This is a genomic window from Candidatus Villigracilis affinis, assembly GCF_016705895.1.
In the GTDB taxonomy this organism is placed as follows: Bacteria; Chloroflexota; Anaerolineae; order Anaerolineales; family Villigracilaceae; genus Villigracilis; species Villigracilis affinis.
In genome coordinates this window covers 26051-43833 of sequence record NZ_JADJKT010000023.1, presented here as the reverse complement: position 1 = coordinate 43833, position 17783 = coordinate 26051, and the positions used below count along the sequence as shown (strand labels likewise).

Here is a 17783-nt window from a genome sequence, read left to right as displayed (position 1 = left end):
CGTCAATGACCAATGTCATATGCTGACTGGTGTAGGTTGTCAGTCAATTTGTGACGATTCGATATTGACCATTCGCTGGTTTTCATTTCGTAATGCCATTCGAATCTCGGCCAGCGATGGCTCGGCAATTGTAAAAATTGTTTTGCCCAGAAATTCATCCAATCTGTGCACATCGCCGTTTTGGATGAGGGGAATATCTTTTATGGATGGGAAGGTGATGGCTGCTCTTTCGGGGGTAATGTGGCGGGAAATTTCCAAGGCGAGAATCTGCCATTTGTCGGAGAGCAGGCCCAGGGTTGGGAAAAGACCGTAGCTGGTTCTGTCCACATGGGCTGGGATGACGAGTCCGCCTAACGCGTTGACTCGTTCGAAGATTTCATCGATCGAGAAATGAGTAGACGTAAGTAGCATGCGGGGTTCGTTTCGAATGAACTCGCCGCTTTCATCGACGACGAATTGCTCGCCAAAAAATTCGGCGTTGTTTTGTGTGTGGGGCAGGGCAGCATCCACAGCGGATTGCCAGACTGCAAGTGTTTCGGGATTATCAAAAAGACAAAGGAGATGTACATCTTCGCGCGATTGCACTTCCATTCCCCCCAATACAGTTAGTGAAGTGCCGTGCGCCGCTTTTTGTACAGCGGCGACGTTTGCGCTGGCATTGTGGTCTGTGATGGCGATGATGTCGATGTTGTGTTCGAGTGCCTCCTGCACGATCAAAGGCGGAATCATTTCCACTTCAGCGCAGGGTGAAAGCACTGTATGGACGTGCAGGTCGGCGCGAAAGGTTTTCATTCCTGCCAGTGTTTAGCTGCGGATGCCCATTTCCCAGAGTTTGCCGTCAACTTCAAAGCTGGGCATGGATGTTGACAACAGGATCATGCCTTGTTCGTTGGCTTTTGCGATGGTTGCGGCATCTGGTTTGGCATTCTCGGTGATGATGACGGCGGCAACATCCAAAAGCGAAGCCACTGCGACGATGTTCAAATGTGCCTGCAATGTGACCCAGAGGTATTTACTTTTTGCACCAGCCATCACACAGGAAAGCAGGTCTGATGTGTAGCCTCCCTCGGGGTGGATCAAAGTAAAATCGCGCGAATCAGTTAGCAGGTCAAGTTCGAGGCGTTCGATGATTTGTTGAAGGTTCATTGAGTTATCCTTCCTTGCGTCCGTTGAAATTTTCGGCGGGCACGTGGATCCGCATGATGAGCTTTGTGCCTTTGCCGACTGTTGATTCGAGTTCCATGCTGTCGACACAGCGCTTGATGTTGACCAGCCCCATGCCTGCGCCAAACCCCATTTCGCGGACCTGATCGGTGGCGGTGGAGTATCCGGGTTGAAGCACTTGGTGGACATCGGGAATGCCGGGCCCATCATCGGTAGTGGACATGGTGATGCGATGCGGTTCCACTTCCAATTTCAGAATGCCGCCGCGCGTGGTGTGGATGATGAGATTCATTTCCGCTTCATACACAGCGATGCCGCAGCGCCGTGCGATTTGCGCATCAGCGCCGAGGCGCAGCAAGGCGCGTTTTATGTTGCTGGAGGCTGTGCCGCCAAGTGTGAAGTTCTGGGCTTTGATGTTGTAGCGTAATACCAGTGTGGTGCGGTCGGAGATGATGTCTTCGAAAAGATGACTGGCCCTGTAACGGCGAACTTCTTCTTCTTTGTAATCCTTTTGGAGCGCCACGAGAATACCGCGGGTGATATCGCCTTTGGTGATCATCCCGACTAGTTTTTTTTCTTCATTTACTACGGGGAGGCGGCCCACGTGTTTTTCGGCAAAGGTTTGCATGGCTTTGACGATGGATTCAAAGTTTGACACGGTCACAAGCTCGCGCGTCATATACTGGCCGACGGTTTCCGTCAGGTCGTTGTTTTGCAGGGCGCGCACGATATCTTCGATGCTGATCACGCCGACAAGTTTTTCATCCTCAACAACGGGAACCCCTGAAATGCGGTTGACGCGCAATATTTTCAACACGTCGGATAATGAGATGTCGGGGCTGGCCGTATGCAAATTCTTTGACATCACCTCGTGGATCTTCAGGTCATAGGACAATTCCTCCACGCGGTTGATCTCGTGGGCATCCTGATCGGTGATGGGGCGTCCGCGGCGCCCGTGGATCTCCTGCTCGGTGCGGATTCTGTTAGGAGACATTTGATTCAAAACTCGGCAGCCCGGCTTTGTGGAGCCGTCCGCATAATTCGAACATTCCAAGCGGGCTGGTGATCAGCGGCATATTTTCCTCATTGGCAAGTTCGAGGGTTTCAGGTTGAGGCTGTTTGCCGCGTACAAAAATGATCGCGCGAAAATCAGCCATCTGGGCGGTACGTACCACTTGTGGGTTGGTGAGTCCGGTCAATAGAACAGCGTTTGGCTGGCTTGCCGCAAGGACATCGCTCATCAGGTCTGCGCCGTAGCCGCCCTGTATATTGATATTCAAATTCGCATCGGTTGTCAGGGTGATGCCATCTACCAGTTCGATCACTTCATTCAAGTTCATGGTTAAGGTTATGCCTTTCTTGATAACGGTTAAGTGGCGGATAATCTACAGCGTAATTATTCTCTAGCTTATCTCTTTTGGAAAGTTTCATTGTTCATAATTCGCAGAGATGATTATCCTATTTGTTGTGACAAATTTCACAATCAAGTATAACAGAAAAAAGCCGCTGTTCAGGCGGCTTTGACATCATTTGTAGTCTTTGCGCGTTTTCGGGAGTTTTTTCTTGCGGGTTCTTTGACCGCTATTATTCTCGGTTTCTGACTTATGGGTAATGATTTCTGCTGAACGCGAAATAGATTGAGAAAAGTGATATTGCCCCCATGATAATAACGGCAATCCATAAAGGCGATCTATACATTGAACTTACGATTAACAAGGTGCCGAGTGCAATTGCAGCTGTTGTAACAACTCCGATTGCAATCCAATCAGAAAGAACTGGTTTTGCATTGAGATTTCTTTTATATCCATAGATCCAATTGGGTTGATTTGTGGGGGCGGGTATTCGCGGCCCTTTTCCTCCAGCTGATGGAATTTGAAATTCAATTGGCGTTCCGTTTGTTTGATCTTTTTTTGCCATGTTATCCTCCTTTTATAATCCAACTCTTTCGCCGTTCGAGTAGACATTGAAGCGATGCTTCCTCGCGTATCCGATCAATGTAATTCCATATCGTTCTGCCATCTCGATGGAAAGCGAAGATGGGGAGGTGCGTGAGATCAAAATGGGCGCGTTGATCTGCGCGGCCTTTTGCAGCATTTCGGAGCTGATACGCCCTGTTGTGATCAGAATTCGAATTTCAGGCCAGATATCATTCATCAAGCATAGCCCTGCGATTTTATCCAGCGTGTTGTGCCTGCCGATATCTTCGGCAGAGACCAGAATCTTTTCACCATCTGTCAATGCGGATGTATGTACACCGCCCGTTTCACGATACAAGGATTGTGACTCGAAAAGCATTTCCACCATTTGGCCGATCGCATCAGGCTTAACCTTGAGCCTGTTCCCGCTTAATGAGACATTTGGTTTCGCGAGGAGATCCACCGCCGTTACGCCGCCTGTACATCCCGAAGTTCGCCTCCATGAGGTGGGCTGTTCTGCCGCGTGATTGAGCCATACATCCACGTTATCGCCATGCTCGCATACGCGGACGTCCTCGACTTCATCCATTTTTTGGATGATGCCTTCGTTGAAGAGAAACCCAACCGCCAGTGCCTCCAAATTGACTGGGGTGCACATAAAGCTGATCCACACTTCGCCGTTCACTGTTAAAGAAACGGGCATCTCGACAATCGTTTCCGCGTCGAAGGATTTCCATTTTTGGAATTCGTACTGCTCATAATGGATTGATTTTTGGGGTGCGTTCATCTCAAACTCCGTATACCGTTAATAGGTCACATCCCAGTTTTCGGGTAGGCAGGGCGCGGTCCAGTTCGGGTTGGGGCGCCAGTTCAGCCAGTCTGAATTATAAGGATATCCGCGTTTTTCAAGGCGGGTGAATACTTCCTGTTTGGCGTGTTCGATCTCGTTGACCCAGTCCGATCGTATTCCGCCCGATTGGATTCCCTGTTGATATTCGTCCATGTCTTTCCAAGTCCATTCAAAATTGGGTTCGATGACAATATCCAGATCAAGGTCGAGGGTGTCAAACCCGAGGCGCGAGCGGCGATAGGGTAATTGAAAATTGATGTAGTAGCCCATAAACTCATCGGTCGCTGCTTTCCAGATGTAGATCGTGGCGTAATATTTTTCAGGTTCAAGCAGAATCAAAAAGCGGTTGGTGTGCCAGATGAATTTTTCCAGTTTCAGTGTATTCGTTGTTGTTTCCGCCCAGCGATCCCACATTGACCTGTCGTGGGCGTGGTGGAGATATCCGTTGGGGACCATGCACTCTGTCCCGGGCCAAACGAGCAGGGCGGTTTCTTCGGGAGTGTCTTTCACCACGCGTGCCGATTGCACATAGGCTGCCTTGTCGTTGTATACGCCGCGCAGAAGGACGATATCGCCCTCGTTCCACAAATTAGGGTTTGGCATCTTTGTTCTTTTCCGAGTTGCGATGGACTTTGTAGAAAATATCAGGGTCGGCTAAAAACGCGCCGAGGCAGGACTCTGTGCAAAAGCGGAGCGTCCGTCCGCGATATTGAGCGGATGGGAAATACTTTGGGTCTGCATCGCGGAAAACTCTTCCGCAGAGCACCACGAATTTTCTGGCGACTTCTGCCTTTTCGCTATTCACGCTCAACTTCCGCGATGAATACCTCGAAAGCGCCGACCTTGAAGTTAGGCGCAAACGATCCGCCGCGTCTTTCTGCACTGGTGAAGAGGATGCGCAGTTTCGAGTCTTTGATTTCTTTGGTACGTGAAAAATCAAGTTCAAGCACCTTTTCAGAATAATTCAAGACGACAAGTATCGTCTGATTATCGGATTGGCGCAGGAAGGAAAAATATTCCTTCGAGGTATTTAGGAGCGGTAGATATTCTCCATATTTCAATGCAGAAGAGTTCTTCCGTACGCGAAGCAGATGCTTGTAATACTGCAACAACGAACTTGGATTTTTCTCCTGATCATGAACGTTGATTCCATCCTTGTAATTCGGGTTGACGGGCAGCCAGGTGTTCACGCCCGATGGAGAGAAGCCTGCATTCGGATTGTTTGACCATTGCATGGGTGTGCGGTTTTTGTCGCGGGTCATTTCCGCTGTGCGGAGCATGGCTTCTTCAGGGTGAACGCCCATTTCGGTGACGATGGTATGGTAATACCAGGAACCCATCGTATCTTTGACGTGCGAAATATCAGAAAGCATATGGTCGGTCATGCCGATCTCTTCGCCGTTGTAGAGGAAGGCCGTTCCTTTGAGGGTTAGAACAAGGGCTGCATTCAAGCGCGCCAATTCTGCGTCGTGGATCTTATCGCCATAGCGGGTGTGGATTCGGGAGCAATCATGGTTGCCGAGCGTGTTGCAAGGCCAGCCTTTTTCGGCGGGGAGGTTTTCCAGCGCGCCGAGTCTTTCCTTCTGATTCTTGCGGATGTGCGCGGGTGTGATCCGCTCTGTGCGCATGAGCGGGAAGTTGAAAATGAGATGTAGTTCATCCTTGCCGTTGCCCATGTAGGCAATGTCGTCATCTTCGCCAACGAGCATGCGGTCGCCTTCGTACTCATCCAGAATGGCTCGTAGTTCCTTCATCAGGTCGTGCACACCGGGTTTGCCGTATTGATGCTTGAACATCTCGAACCAATACTTGTCCTTGAGCTTGATTTCCTTCGGCGTTTTGGCAAGCTCGGAGAAGCGGCGCAGTTCTGCGAGGTTCATCGGGACGGTGTGCGGGGTAAGTTGCGGGTCTTCGAAAATCGTGCCGATGGCGTCAAGGCGGAAACCGTCCACGCCCATATCGAGCCAGAAGCGGGCGGCATCCCACATGGCTTTTTTCACTTCGGGGTTGTGCCAGTTCAGGTCTGGCTGCTGCTTCATGAAGTAGTGATAATAATATTGGTTGCGCTCGGGGGCATATGTCCAAGCTTCGCCATCGAAACAGGATTGCCAGTTATTGGGCGGTGTGTCTACCCAAACGTACCAATCGGCTTTGGGATTGTCGCGGCTTGATTTTGATTCGATGAACCAGGCATGTTCATCGGAGGTGTGATTCAGCACAAGATCCAAAACCACGCGGATATATCGCTTGTGCGCTTCATTCAGGAAGGTTTTGAAATCGTCGAGTGTTCCGTATTCAGGCGCGACATCGCAGTAATCGGAAATATCATAGCCGCAATCCCAATTGGGGGAGGGGAAGTGCGGAGAAAGCCAGACCGCGTCCACGCCGAGGGAGGCGAGATAATCCAGCTTTTCGGTTGCGCCTTTGAAATCGCCGATGCCGTCGCCGTTGCCATCTGCAAACGAGCGCGGATAGATTTGATAAAAAACAGCAGTTTGCCACCATTTGAGTGCAGACATGTTTTATTCCTTATGGTTTGAAGGTTGAGGAATTGTAGCCTTTAAACTTGCTAACTCTCCAACCTGCCAACTATTTTTACACAGTCATGTTTGAATACTTCTTCTTCATGCGGGGCATCGGTGAGTTCGCCGCTAAGGTCCTGGCCTGGGAAATGCAGAAATTCATGCATGCCCGTGCGCCATTTGGGGCAGTCAGTGACATCGTACACGATTCCGTTGTGCGCGATCCACATGCGCGAGTAGCGTTCGCCGGTGTTACGGCGTAGTTCCAAAAGGGGGATGATTCGGTCGGGGATGTTCATAGAGGAGATTATATCTTTCGAAACAGAATCAACCCAAGGTTAGTCTGAAGCGGGGACGATGACTGTCCGTACGTCGCCGCTGAATTTTTCCAGCGAGTCGAGAGTCGTGTTGATTGCATCTGCATCCAGCGGCACGGTGCGGGTGACGATTTGCGAAGTGTTCAATATGTTTCGGCGCGCCAGATCTACAAGCAAGGGAAGTTCCTGCAAAAGATGGTCGTTGGAGCCGATCAGTTCAACTTCATTGCCGAGCAGTTCGGTGTAGGTTTGAATTTCGAGCGGCTTGTTCGAAAGTCCTACGATGACCACGCGTGCCATCACACCCGCACATTGCAAGGCTTGTTTCATCGTCAGCGGCAGGCCGATCATTTCGATGGCTACATCCACGCCTTTGCCGTGGGTAAGTCTTTTGATTTCTTCAACCGCGTGGACTTTGCTTCCATTTACTGGAATCGCACCGTGTTGCGCGGCGAGATTTAATTTGTCGTCGTTGATATCCACGGCATAGACTTCGACCGCGCCGAATGCTTTTGCAAGTTGAATGGCCGACTGGCCGAGTCCGCCTGCACCGAAAATTGCTACTGTTTCTCCAGCTTTGAGTCTGCTCTTGCGCAGCGCATGGAAGGCGGTTGCTGAAGCACACATAAGCGTGGCGCCCTGTTCGAAGGGAATTTCATCGGGCAGGCGGATGGCGTTGCGCGCAGGCACGCTGATATATTCGGCATAGCCCCCGTTGGTGTAGTGACCGAGCATCAAAACCTTTTCACAGAATTGGTCGTTGCCTGTGGAGCAGTGATAACAATCGCCGCAGGAAATGTTGTAATGCAGGCAGACGCGCTCGCCGATTTTCAAATTTGTGACCTGTGTGCCGACCTTTTCAACCACGCCAGCCACTTCATGCCCCAATGTAAGCGGAATGGGTTTGACGGGTGAAATGCCCGCGCGATAATGCGCATCTGAATGACAGATGCCCGCAGCTTTGACCCGCACAAGGATATCCCGCTCGCCGATCTCGGGAATGGGGATTTCCTGCATTTGCAGAGGTTGATTTGCACCGATAAAGCGGACGGCTTTCATGGAGACTCCTTGTAATTCAGGAATGTGGACTTCGGCCCGTACACTAATTTGCAAAACGCGGTGAGGTCCGCGCTCTGCGTTTTAGATCTTTTTTACTTCATCGCCAACGCGCACCGTGCCTGCTTGAATCACTTTGGCATTGATCCCGCGCAGGTGAAGTTTCTTTCCTTCAGTCGAGTTGACGAAAAGCGCGGCTTCGCGTCCGTAGCGTGCGGCGAATTTGTCACAGCCTGTGTGCGGCTTGGCGGTCACTTCGAGGATGGCGCTGCCAATGGCAAGCCTTGTGCCCGCAGGGAGATTTTCAACGCCCAGATCAAGGTCAATAAAAAATTGATCGCCAGCAAGTGACCAGCGCTCTTTTTCCTGTGCCAGCAGCGCGATCGCGCGCGAATTCATAATGTTGATCTGCGCATCGGGGTGGGCTGAACCATCGGGTGTGGCAGTGCTGCCGCGGGCTTTCCAGCTATCGCCAACAAGACCTTCGTCAAGATCGAGTAAAGCGATTTCGAGCACGTCCCTTTCATCCACTTCGGGCCTGCAGACGATCATTTCGATTACGCCATTATCTTTGGGTGACTGCATGATGTCTTTGAGGCCAGCTTCAAGTTCTTCTTTCGTCAGGTGTTTTACGGTCATAATGAATTCTCCTTTTTAAAATTATCGCATCGCAAAAATGCAAACGCCGTGCAGGTTTTCCATTTTCGCCGTTTGCTCCACTTGATTTCCCAGCGCGTTCTTCAGCATCGCCGCATCCATTTTACACAACTCGGGGTGGCCTGCGATGACCTTCGCGTAAGGACATCTCCCCAAAATGACTCGCGGCCCTTCCGCGCTGGCTTCCCAACGCGCCTGATAATGCATCTCATTTATCTTTTCGATTAAAAGCACGAGCCTTTTTGTGATGGGAAGATTTGCAAACTGACTCGAATTCAAAATATGACCCGCCAGCGCTTCGACATTTAACCGTGGGCTTGATTCTGTCAAAAGGGCTTCCGTCAGCGCCGACAAATTATCGCCCAACGCCGCCTGCGAAAGGGAATAGAGCTTCTCGGGTCGTCCGCGCCCTTCGCGGTTGTTGACCTCCGTCGACTCCACCCGTCCATCTGAGCACAACACAGAAAGGTGGTGCCGCACATTCGGCGCAGACATTTTCAAGGCGCGCGCAATTTCCCGAGCTGAGGCGGCGCGGCTCTTCTTCAAATGGGCGAGGACTTTGTGGCGGGCGGTGATCATCGGGGAGAAAATGCCTTTCGAGGCTAAATCAGTGTTGGTTAGGGGTGATCCGAAGTGCGTCGCACCCATTCCCATCGTTGTCATCCAATTGGTGTGATTATACTCACTTCTTTGTTTTTGCAAATATATTTTTGCATAATTCAGTTGACTAATTCATTTCACCTGCTATAATTCGCGCTTGTGACGGAAAGTACCGAATGACTTTGAATTGGGAATCCACCTACGCCATTGCTTTGGAGCTGCGCCGTCAACATCCTGAGGTAAATATTGAAGATGTTTCGCTTCAACAAATTTACCAATGGACCATTCAACTAAGTGAATTTGAGGATGACCTCGCGCTCGTGAACGACGACATCCTTTATGCAATCTACCAAGACTGGTTCGAGGAGAACATTCATGGAAAATGAAAAACTAAGTTTACCGAACTACAACATTCCTGAAGACCTTGAAAATGTTGTAGCAGTAACGACGCTCGATCGTTTGTATAACTGGGGCCGTCGTTCTTCTGTGTGGCCGTTGATGTTTGGCCTGGCATGCTGTGCGATCGAAATGATCGCCGCACAAACCGCGCGTTACGATATGGCGCGCTTCGGCATGGAAGTCATGCGCCCGACCCCGCGTCAGGCCGATATGATGCTGGTCTCCGGCACCGTGACCAAGAAAATGCTGCCTTCCATCATCCGCCTCTACAATCAAATGCCTGAACCGAAATATGTTGTTGCGATGGGCGCATGCGCATCGAGCGGGGGACCCTTCAAGGAAGGATATAACGTGGTGGCTGGTATTGATAAATTCCTGCCCGTTGATGTGTACATTCCGGGTTGTCCTCCCACTCCGCAGGCGTTGATCGCTGGCTTGATCAAGTTGCAGGAAAAAATTGACAGACAATCGATCAAGACCGTGCGTTGGTACAACAAGGAAAAGAAGGATGGTAATTATGTGCCCATGCCGATCCTTGGCCCTGACTTGATCGATGTCCGCCGCAATGCAGATATCAAGCAGGCCGCCGCTGTCGCCAAAGTAACACAGGAGAGTGCATAATGGCCACCCCTGTCCAAACTCAAACTGTGGATTTGGTTGCCCGTTTCCCGGGCATGGTCACCGCGGATGCACGCCCCGGCTACACCGGCTTTATCGTAAACAAAGAGAATCTCGTGGAAGTGGCAACCGCCATCCGCGATGAATTTGGTTTTGACCTGCTTACTGCTGTCACCGGTGTGGACTACCTCGCCGAAAATAAAATGGAAGTGGTCTATCACGCCTACAAGACCACAGGTGGACCTGGTTTGATTTTCAGGGTTCAAGTGGAACGTGTAGACCCTGTTGAAGTTCCGTCACTCATCAACATCTGGCCGGGCGTTGATTTTCAGGAGCGCGAAGCCTGGGATTTACTGGGAATCAAATTCACCGGTCACCCCGATCTGCGTCGCATTTTGATGTGGGAAGGCTACGAAGGCCACCCGTTGCGCAAGGATTGGAAAGAGCCTTTCTTTGAGGAGGAAGCCAAACCCTTCAAGAGCCGCTGGCCTGATGGACAGCACACTTTCGCTGAAAACAAGAATCCGTTCCGCGACAATTTGAAATTCCCCGCAGACTTTGACCCCGAGAAATTTGAAGTCGTCAATGAGGATGGCCTTTATGCCTCTCTTGAACGCCACACCATGAAGAATGAAGAAGGCAGCCTTAATACCGACCACATCGTGGTCAATATGGGTCCGCATCATCCTTCCACGCATGGCGTGTTGCGTGTGGCTGTCACCCTTGATGGTGAAACCATCATTGGCCTCAAGCCTGTGATGGGTTATTTGCATCGCAACCACGACAAGATTGGCGAGCGCAACACCTATCTGCAGGTCATTCCGTACACCGACCGCCTCGATTATTTCAACTCGATGAGCAATAACTTTGGTTATGTCACCACAGTTGAAAAGTTGATGAAGATCCAGGTCGCTGAACGTGCGGAATACATCCGTGTGATCATGGCGGAGTTGAGCCGTATTCAAAACCACTTGATCTTCATTGGTATGTTGATGAACGATCTCGGCACGATGTACACCCCTTCGCTCTACGCTTTTGAAGAGCGTGAACTGGTACTCGATATCTTCGAGGCAGTTTCGGGCGCACGCATGATGTGCAATTACTTCCGCTTTGGCGGCGTGGTGCGCGATATTCCCGATTATGTGATGCAGAAGATCAAGGATTTGGTCCTCGAACGTCTGCCTGCCAAGACCGATGAAATGGAACGCTTCCTCAACGAGAATGAGATTTTGGTGGCGCGCCTCAAAGGCATCCATGTGTTGAATGCGGAAGACGCGATCAAATACTCGGTGACAGGCCCCGTGCTTCGCGCAACTGGCGTGCCTTATGACCTGCGCCGCGCCGATCCTTATTCCATTTACGACCGCTTCGATTTCGATGTGGCTGTGCGTCAGAACGGCGACATGATGGATAACTATCTGATCCGTTTCGATGAAATTCGACAGTCGTTGCGAATTCTGGAGCAGGCTCTCAAGCAAATTCCCCAGGGGCCGATCAACTCACAGAAGCCGCAGTATCAGGTTCGGGTTCCGGCAGGTGAAGCGTATGGTCGCATTGAGTCGCCGAAAGGCGAGCTGGCTTTCTATGTCGTTTCGAATGGCAAGCCGAATCCCTATCGCTATCATGTGCGCCCTGCTTCCTTCGTCAACCTCACTGCTGTGGAGAGCATGTGCATCGGCTCAAAGATCGCTGACTTCGTTGCGCTGCTGGCCATGCTTGATATCGTCATGGGCGAACTCGATCGCTAACAGGAGAATGAACTATGTATGGAAAAGGTATTCTTAAAGGACTAAGCGTCACCTGGAAGCGATTCTGGGATACATATACTGAAGATATCTCGTGGATGCTGCGCGGTAAGAAACGCTACAACACGGAAGAAGGCATTCGTCATCGTTCGAGCAAGGATACGAAAGGCATCTTTACGGTGCAGTATCCTGAAGAGCAATTGATCGTGCCCGAGGAATTCCGCTACGTGCCTTTCCTGGTATACGATGAAGGCGCGGATGGAAAGAAGGAAATCCGCTGTACCTCGTGCGGAATTTGTTCGAAGGTGTGTCCGCCTCAGTGTATCTGGATTGTGCGAACGAACGATCCTTCCACGGGCAGGCCTGTTCCTGTTCCGACGAATTTCTACGTCGACATGGATATCTGCATGAACTGCGGTTTTTGCGCCGAGTATTGTCCCTTTGATGCGATCAAGATGGATCACGATTTCGATATTGCATCCTACGACCGCAATGTGTACAACCTCGATAAATTGCTGAAACCCGCCAAGTACTACGCGGAGATCCGCCCTGAGAATTACACCCGCGAAGAGGAAGCCCGCAAAGCCAAGGAAGCAGCCAAGGCTGCCAAGGCTGAAGCTGCGGCTGCATAGAATCATTAACCACAAAGGAATGAAGGGTCACGAAGGAAAACCTTTGTGGCCCTTTATGACCCTCACCGCATTGGCGCATGGCGCAAGTGTTGTGGTAAAAAATTTAATAGGTAAAACTACATGACACCCACAAAAGAATCTGTTCTAGCCGCATTAAGCAAGGTGCAGGAACCAGAGTTACATCAGGACCTGGTCACCTTGAATATGATCCGCAATCTGGAGATCGCAGGTGACAAGGTCTCGTTTACTGTTATGCTGACCACACCCGCATGCCCTTTGCGCGGACGAATTGAAAAGGAAGTGCGCGAAGCTGTGATGACCGTGGATGGTGTCAAAACCATCGACCTCAAAATGGATTCGGATGTTCCGAACGATGGCCGCATGCGCGGTTTGGTTTCCATGCCCATCCGTAATGCCATTGCCATTGGGTCTGGCAAAGGCGGTGTGGGCAAATCCACGGTTTCGGTGAATATTGCGGTGGCGCTGGCGCAGAGCGGTGCACGCGTCGGGTTGATGGATGCCGATATCTATGGCCCCAACACTCCTACAATGCTTGGTGTGGAAAAACTCCCGCCTCCTAATGGACAGAAGCTGATCCCTGCTGAGGCTTATGGCATCAAAATGATCTCAATGGGTTTGCTCGTCAAACCTGGTCAGCCGCTTATCTGGCGCGGACCGATGCTCAACTCTGCCATTCGTCAATTCCTCGGCGATGTGGAGTGGGGTGAGCTTGATTATCTGATCATTGACCTTCCCCCTGGCACAGGTGATGCCGCGCTGTCTTTAGCACAGGCTTTGCCGTTGAGCGGAGCGGTGGTTGTGACTTTGCCGCAACTCGTTTCTTTGGAAGATGCCAGCCGTGGTTTGAACATGTTCAAACAGTTGGAAGTTCCGATTCTTGGCGTGGTTGAGAATATGTCTTATCTCGACCTGCCCGATGGTACCCGCATGGACTTATTCGGCACAGGTGGCGGCGAAGAACTTGCCCGAGCAACCAATACCACTTTCCTCGGCAAGATACCGATAGATCAGAACGTCCGCATTGGCGGTGATACTGGCAAACCAATCGTCTCTTCCTTCCCCGAGTCGGCTGTGGCGAAATCCATTCAGGATATTGCCCAGAAAATCGCGGCCAAGGCCAGTGTGGCGGCAATGAGCGCAAACAACGCACTGCCTATCAATATCGTGGAATAAGCAGAAATAATAATAAAAGGCCAGACTTGTCAAATGATAAGTCTGGCCTTTTTGATTCGTGGATCATAAGACCTTTAACCGATATCCCACTCCCGCCTCGGTGTGGATATAAGTTGGTCTTGCCGGGTCAGGTTCAAGTTTGCCGCGCAGGTTGCTGATGTTGACGCGCAGGATGTGCATGTCATCATAGCCTTCTCCCCAGATTTGGCGAAGAAGTTGTCGGTGAGTTAGTACTTTCCCTGCATGAGTAACCAGCAGACGTAAAATATCATATTCAGTAGGGGTCAATTGGATTTCTTTTTCATTCACTGTGACGAGGCGATGAGAGAAATCCAGTGTTAATCCACCTGTTGTAAAGATGGGTTCATTTGCGCTGTTGATCTGTCTGCGCATGACCACGCGCATACGCGCCATGAGTTCGCCAGTGCCAAAAGGCTTGGTGAGGTAATCATCTGCGCCTGCGTCAAGGGCGGCGATCTTGTCCTGTTCAGCTTCGCGGACGGAGAGGATGATGATCGGTGTCTGCGACCATTCACGCAGGCGGCGTGTGACTTCGATGCCGTCAATATCGGGCAGGCCGAGGTCGAGGATGATCAGGTCGGGGCGGTGGGCGAGGACTGCGTTCAAGGCTTCCTGTCCATCGGCGGCTTCGTAGACGGTGAGTCCCTGCGCGGTTAATGCGGCGCGCAAATAGCGCCTGATGGATGTTTCATCGTCCACAACCAAAACCCGCTGACCTGTTTCCATGTCTCTTTTTATCCCGTGTTATTCAAAGGTAATTCGATCGTGATGATCGTCCCGCCGCCTTCGCGGGCGCTGGCGTAAATAGTACCATGATGTACTTCAACAATTCCCTTGCTGATGGATAGTCCCAGCCCTGTGCCGCTGACATTCTCAGGGCGTTGGACTCGGTAGAATTTGTCAAAGATGCGAGTCAGGTCTTCGGACGGGATCCCAGCTCCACGGTCCGCGATTTTGAGGCGGATGGTTTCATCCAGCAATTCAGCAGAGACTTCGATCGTCGAATCCGCGGGCGAGTATTTGACGGCGTTTTCCAAAACATTGACGAGAACCTGAGCGATGAGAGTGAAATCCATGGGAACGAGCGGGAAGCCCACAGGGACATTCACTTGAATTTTTCGATTCGCAACGCGTGAACCAAGTTGTTCCAATGCAGTGCCGATCACATCCTGAATATCTTCGGACTCAAGCCGCAGTTTGATGGCGCCGCTTTCGATGCGGGTCATGTTGAGCAGATTGCCCACAAGACGGTTGAGTCGGTCTGCTTCGCCGCGCGCATTTTCGATCAAAGCTCGTCGCGCGGACTCGTTGAGCAGGCCGTTATCTTCATCCAACGAACTCAATGCGCCTGTGATGGAAACCAGCGGCGTGCGAAGATCGTGTGAAATGGAATTAAGCAATGCAGTTTGCAGGGATTCGGTGGCACGCAAAAGTTCAGCTTGACTCGCCTGCTCGGAAAGTCTGGTGCGTTCGATTGCCAGCGCGGATTGATTTGCAAACGCCGCGAGGGTAAGTCTTTGCTCTGATGAAAGAAAATTTGTTTGGTCTTTGGAATGAACCCCGAGCACGCCGACAATGCCGTTGGAAGTTTTCAGCGGGTGACAGCGCAAGGATGCGGCGGGCAGGGTATCCGTTCCGCGGCCAGCAGGTTGATCGTGTTGATAAGCCCAGGCGGCTACCGCCAGTTCGTTCTCGTCAGGTTGATAATTGGGAGAGCTTGCGAAAATTTGCAGCTGCTGATTATCTGGCAGGAAGATGGCGACATCACGCCCGAAGGCATGGCCGATCTGCGAAATGATGATGTTCGCAACTTGCAGGAGATCAGCGGCGGAGGTCAGGTCTTTGCTGAGATCGTAAAGCGCCGCAGTTTGTTTTTCGCGTTGAATGGCTGCTTCCGCCTGTTCGCGAACACGAGCGGTCAGTGAACTGACCACAAGGCTTATCACCAACAACGCAATGAAGGTAATAAAGTATTGAGTATCACTGACGGCAAAAGTTAAATATGGCGGGACAAGAAAATAGTCGAAGGCCAGCACACCCGCAACTGCGGTGAGAAGGGATGGGCCTCGCCCAAGATAAATTGCCGAGATCACAGTGGATGCCAGATACAACATGACAAGATTTGCTGGTTCAAGATTTCCGCGAATGAACAGGCCGATTGAAGTTGAAATTGTGACCAGCAGGAGCCCCAATAGATAGCGTCCAAATGGACGATGCAGCTGCCACTCTCGCGGCAAAATGGATTTGCTTGATTCTGAACGCGCACTGATGACATACACGTCAATATCGCCGCTGGCGTAAATGAGCTGGTCAACGATCGAGCCGTTCCATAATTCCTGCCAGCGCGGCTTGAGCGGTTTGCCCACGACAACTTTTGTAATATTGTTTTTGTGCGCAAAATCCAACACGGCTTCCTGAATGGAGCGGCCCGCGATCGTGAGACTCTTTGCGCCTAATTCTTCTGCCAGTTGCAAAGTCCGCCCGATGCGCTCGCGGTTGGCTGGTTTTGTTTCGGGTTTCGATGCGATCTCCACGTAAACGGCATACCATTCTGCGTTGAGTTCATCTGCCAGCCTGCGCGTGGTGCGGATCAATTTTTCAGCCAGCGGACTGGGACTGATGCAAACCACAAGCCGCTCTCCCGCCGCCCACGGCCCAGAGATGGCGCGCGTCTGCATGTACGAGCGCATTTGATCGTCCACGCGTTCGGCGGCACGGCGCAGAGACATTTCACGCAGCGCGGTGAGATTCCCTTTGCGGAAAAATTTATCAATGGCGCGTGAAGCCTGTTCGGGGATATAAACTTTGCCCTCTTTCAAACGCGTCATTAACTCATCAGGCGGCAGGTCAATGACTTCGATCTCAGAGGCTTCATCCAGCACACGGTCAGGGACGGTCTCGCGCACGATGACACCCGTCACTTGGGCAACGACATCATTCAGGCTTTCGAGGTGTTGAATGTTAAGCGTGGTGTACACATCAATGCCCGCGTCAAGAATTTCTTCCACATCCATATATCGTTTGGGATGACGCGAGCCAGGCGCATTCGTGTGCGCGAATTCATCCACCAAAACGATTGCGGGGTGGCGCTTGATGACTTCGTCCACATCCATTTCGGGCAAAGCCACGCCGCGATATTCCACCTGTTTGCGCGGCAGCACATCCAACCCTTCCACCAGTTCCTCGGTCTCGGCGCGTTTGTGAGTTTCCACATAACCGACCACAACATCAATGCCTTGAATTTTGCGTTGATGCGCGGCTTCGAGCATGGCGTAAGTTTTGCCCACGCCCGCCGCATAACCGAGGAAGATTTTTAGTTTTCCTCGGTTCGGTTCCTCGGACTGAATATTTTTTAGAAGCTCATCGGGGTCAGGTCGATGTTCCATCAAATTTATTTTATCCCATCCAAAGCCAGATTCAACAACAGGACATTGACTCGCGGTTCGCCAAATATCCCAAATTGACGACCTTCGGTATTTTGCTCCACAAGCGACTGAACATCCGCTTCACTCAACCCGCGAGCTGATGCCACACGATGGACTTGGTACAACGCTGCGGCGACGCTGATGTGCGGGTCGAGTCCGCTGGCAGAGGCAGTCACCAGGTCAACGGGAATCGGAAGCGTGTTGTCAGGGTCAGCGGCTTGGAGCGCGTCAATGCGTGCCTGAACTGCTTCCAGCAATGCAGGATTCATCGGCCCATAATTCGAGCCAGATGATAGGTCAGCGTTGTAGCCAACTGCGGAGACGCGTCCCCAGAAATATTTGGGATCATCAAATTGCTGACCGATGAGTTCGGAGCCAGCAGCTTTCCCGTTGATGGTGATAATGCTTCCGTTGGATTGGCTGGGAAATAGCACTTGTGAAACTCCAGTCACCAAAAGAGGATAGATCACACCTGTAATAATGGTGAGCAAAGCAAAAATTGTAAGAGCGGGGCGAAGTTGATTTTTCATGAGCTAAATATTCCTGAACAGATGGCAATAAGCCAAAAGATATTGAAGACAAAAAGCCACGGATGGATTTGAGATGAGACATGAAATGTTCTTGGCAGGAATACTGCGGCATTCAAAATGGCGGTTGAAAATACGCC

At 51.2% G+C, this 17783-nt stretch carries 21 protein-coding genes and 1 pseudogene; 6 read left to right on the top strand and 16 right to left on the bottom strand.

The window, feature by feature from the left end; translation table 11 throughout:
- Positions 1-39: 39 nt before the first annotated feature.
- The 13 genes from IPI86_RS09345 to IPI86_RS09285 form a co-directional block, all read right to left on the bottom strand.
- The gene (locus IPI86_RS09345) at positions 40-792 is read right to left on the bottom strand and encodes a PHP domain-containing protein (RefSeq protein WP_345297735.1); all 753 of its coding nucleotides are present in this window, start codon (positions 790-792) and stop codon (positions 40-42) included.
- Between the two features lie 12 nt (positions 793-804).
- Entirely contained in the window at positions 805-1146 is a 342-nt protein-coding gene (locus IPI86_RS09340; RefSeq protein ID WP_345297734.1) for a serine kinase, read from the bottom strand.
- 4 nt (positions 1147-1150) lie between these two features.
- On the bottom strand, positions 1151-2158 hold the full coding sequence (locus IPI86_RS09335) for a CBS domain-containing protein (protein ID WP_345297733.1): 1008 nt from the start codon (positions 2156-2158) through the stop codon (positions 1151-1153).
- Positions 2148-2504 (bottom strand): DRTGG domain-containing protein, encoded by a 357-nt coding sequence (locus IPI86_RS09330; RefSeq protein WP_345297732.1) that lies wholly within the window; start codon positions 2502-2504, stop codon positions 2148-2150. Before IPI86_RS09330 ends, IPI86_RS09335 begins: the two co-directional genes overlap by 11 nt.
- A 262-nt stretch (positions 2505-2766) precedes the next feature.
- Positions 2767-3081, bottom strand: coding sequence for a hypothetical protein (locus IPI86_RS09325; protein WP_345297731.1), 315 nt, complete (start codon positions 3079-3081; stop codon positions 2767-2769).
- Positions 3082-3093: 12 nt separating this feature from the next.
- Positions 3094-3867 (bottom strand): formate dehydrogenase accessory sulfurtransferase FdhD, encoded by a 774-nt coding sequence (gene fdhD, locus IPI86_RS09320; protein ID WP_345297730.1) that lies wholly within the window; start codon positions 3865-3867, stop codon positions 3094-3096.
- Between the two features lie 18 nt (positions 3868-3885).
- A complete protein-coding gene (locus tag IPI86_RS09315) occupies positions 3886-4533 on the bottom strand; it encodes a DUF402 domain-containing protein (RefSeq protein ID WP_345297729.1) in 648 nt (215 codons plus the stop codon).
- Entirely contained in the window at positions 4520-4735 is a 216-nt protein-coding gene (locus IPI86_RS09310) for a hypothetical protein (protein ID WP_345297728.1), read from the bottom strand. The genes IPI86_RS09315 and IPI86_RS09310 overlap by 14 nt, the downstream gene beginning before the upstream one ends.
- Entirely contained in the window at positions 4728-6449 is a 1722-nt protein-coding gene (locus IPI86_RS09305; RefSeq protein ID WP_345297727.1) for an alpha-glucosidase, read from the bottom strand. Before IPI86_RS09305 ends, IPI86_RS09310 begins: the two co-directional genes overlap by 8 nt.
- Before the next feature lie 50 nt (positions 6450-6499).
- On the bottom strand, positions 6500-6751 hold the full coding sequence (locus IPI86_RS09300) for a cytochrome b5 domain-containing protein (protein ID WP_345297726.1): 252 nt from the start codon (positions 6749-6751) through the stop codon (positions 6500-6502).
- A 39-nt stretch (positions 6752-6790) separates the two neighbouring features.
- Positions 6791-7828: a zinc-binding dehydrogenase gene (locus tag IPI86_RS09295; protein ID WP_345297725.1), complete on the bottom strand. Its 1038-nt coding sequence runs from the start codon at positions 7826-7828 to the stop codon at positions 6791-6793.
- A gap of 81 nt (positions 7829-7909) precedes the next feature.
- Positions 7910-8464, bottom strand: a complete 555-nt coding sequence (locus tag IPI86_RS09290; RefSeq protein WP_345297724.1) for an MOSC domain-containing protein — start codon at positions 8462-8464, stop codon at positions 7910-7912.
- 21 nt (positions 8465-8485) lie between these two features.
- Positions 8486-9145, bottom strand: a complete 660-nt coding sequence (locus IPI86_RS09285) for an ArsR family transcriptional regulator (protein ID WP_345297723.1) — start codon at positions 9143-9145, stop codon at positions 8486-8488.
- A gap of 113 nt (positions 9146-9258) precedes the next feature.
- On the opposite strand from IPI86_RS09285, the gene iscX reads away from it, so the two are divergent.
- The 6 genes and pseudogenes from iscX (at position 9259) to IPI86_RS09255 (ending at position 13670) form a co-directional block, all read left to right on the top strand.
- Positions 9259-9468, top strand: a complete 210-nt coding sequence (gene iscX / locus IPI86_RS09280) for a Fe-S cluster assembly protein IscX (RefSeq protein ID WP_345297722.1) — start codon at positions 9259-9261, stop codon at positions 9466-9468.
- Positions 9458-10102, top strand: a complete 645-nt coding sequence (gene nuoB / locus IPI86_RS09275) for an NADH-quinone oxidoreductase subunit NuoB (RefSeq protein WP_345297721.1) — start codon at positions 9458-9460, stop codon at positions 10100-10102. Before iscX ends, nuoB begins: the two co-directional genes overlap by 11 nt.
- Positions 10102-10530: pseudogene (locus tag IPI86_RS09270) on the top strand (NADH-quinone oxidoreductase subunit C); the annotation flags it as partial. The gene nuoB and the pseudogene IPI86_RS09270, both read left to right, overlap by 1 nt.
- 192 nt (positions 10531-10722) lie before the next feature.
- The gene (locus tag IPI86_RS09265) at positions 10723-11847 is read left to right on the top strand and encodes an NADH-quinone oxidoreductase subunit D (protein WP_345297884.1); all 1125 of its coding nucleotides are present in this window, start codon (positions 10723-10725) and stop codon (positions 11845-11847) included.
- 14 nt (positions 11848-11861) lie between these two features.
- Complete coding sequence (locus tag IPI86_RS09260; protein ID WP_345297720.1) at positions 11862-12476, top strand: 4Fe-4S binding protein; 615 nt, start codon at positions 11862-11864, stop codon at positions 12474-12476.
- Between the two features lie 120 nt (positions 12477-12596).
- Positions 12597-13670: an Mrp/NBP35 family ATP-binding protein gene (locus IPI86_RS09255; RefSeq protein WP_345297719.1), complete on the top strand. Its 1074-nt coding sequence runs from the start codon at positions 12597-12599 to the stop codon at positions 13668-13670.
- 63 nt (positions 13671-13733) lie between these two features.
- Here the strand turns inward: IPI86_RS09255 and IPI86_RS09250 are convergent, their stop codons facing one another.
- Genes IPI86_RS09250 through kdpC form a run of 3 tightly spaced genes read right to left on the bottom strand, consistent with a single transcriptional unit; the run spans position 13734 to position 17646 of the window.
- Complete coding sequence (locus IPI86_RS09250) at positions 13734-14417, bottom strand: response regulator (protein WP_345297718.1); 684 nt, start codon at positions 14415-14417, stop codon at positions 13734-13736.
- Between the two features lie 8 nt (positions 14418-14425).
- Complete coding sequence (locus IPI86_RS09245; RefSeq protein WP_345297717.1) at positions 14426-17077, bottom strand: sensor histidine kinase KdpD; 2652 nt, start codon at positions 17075-17077, stop codon at positions 14426-14428.
- A 5-nt stretch (positions 17078-17082) separates the two neighbouring features.
- The gene (kdpC, locus tag IPI86_RS09240) at positions 17083-17646 is read right to left on the bottom strand and encodes a potassium-transporting ATPase subunit KdpC (protein ID WP_345297716.1); all 564 of its coding nucleotides are present in this window, start codon (positions 17644-17646) and stop codon (positions 17083-17085) included.
- Between the last annotated feature and the right edge of the window lie 137 nt (positions 17647-17783).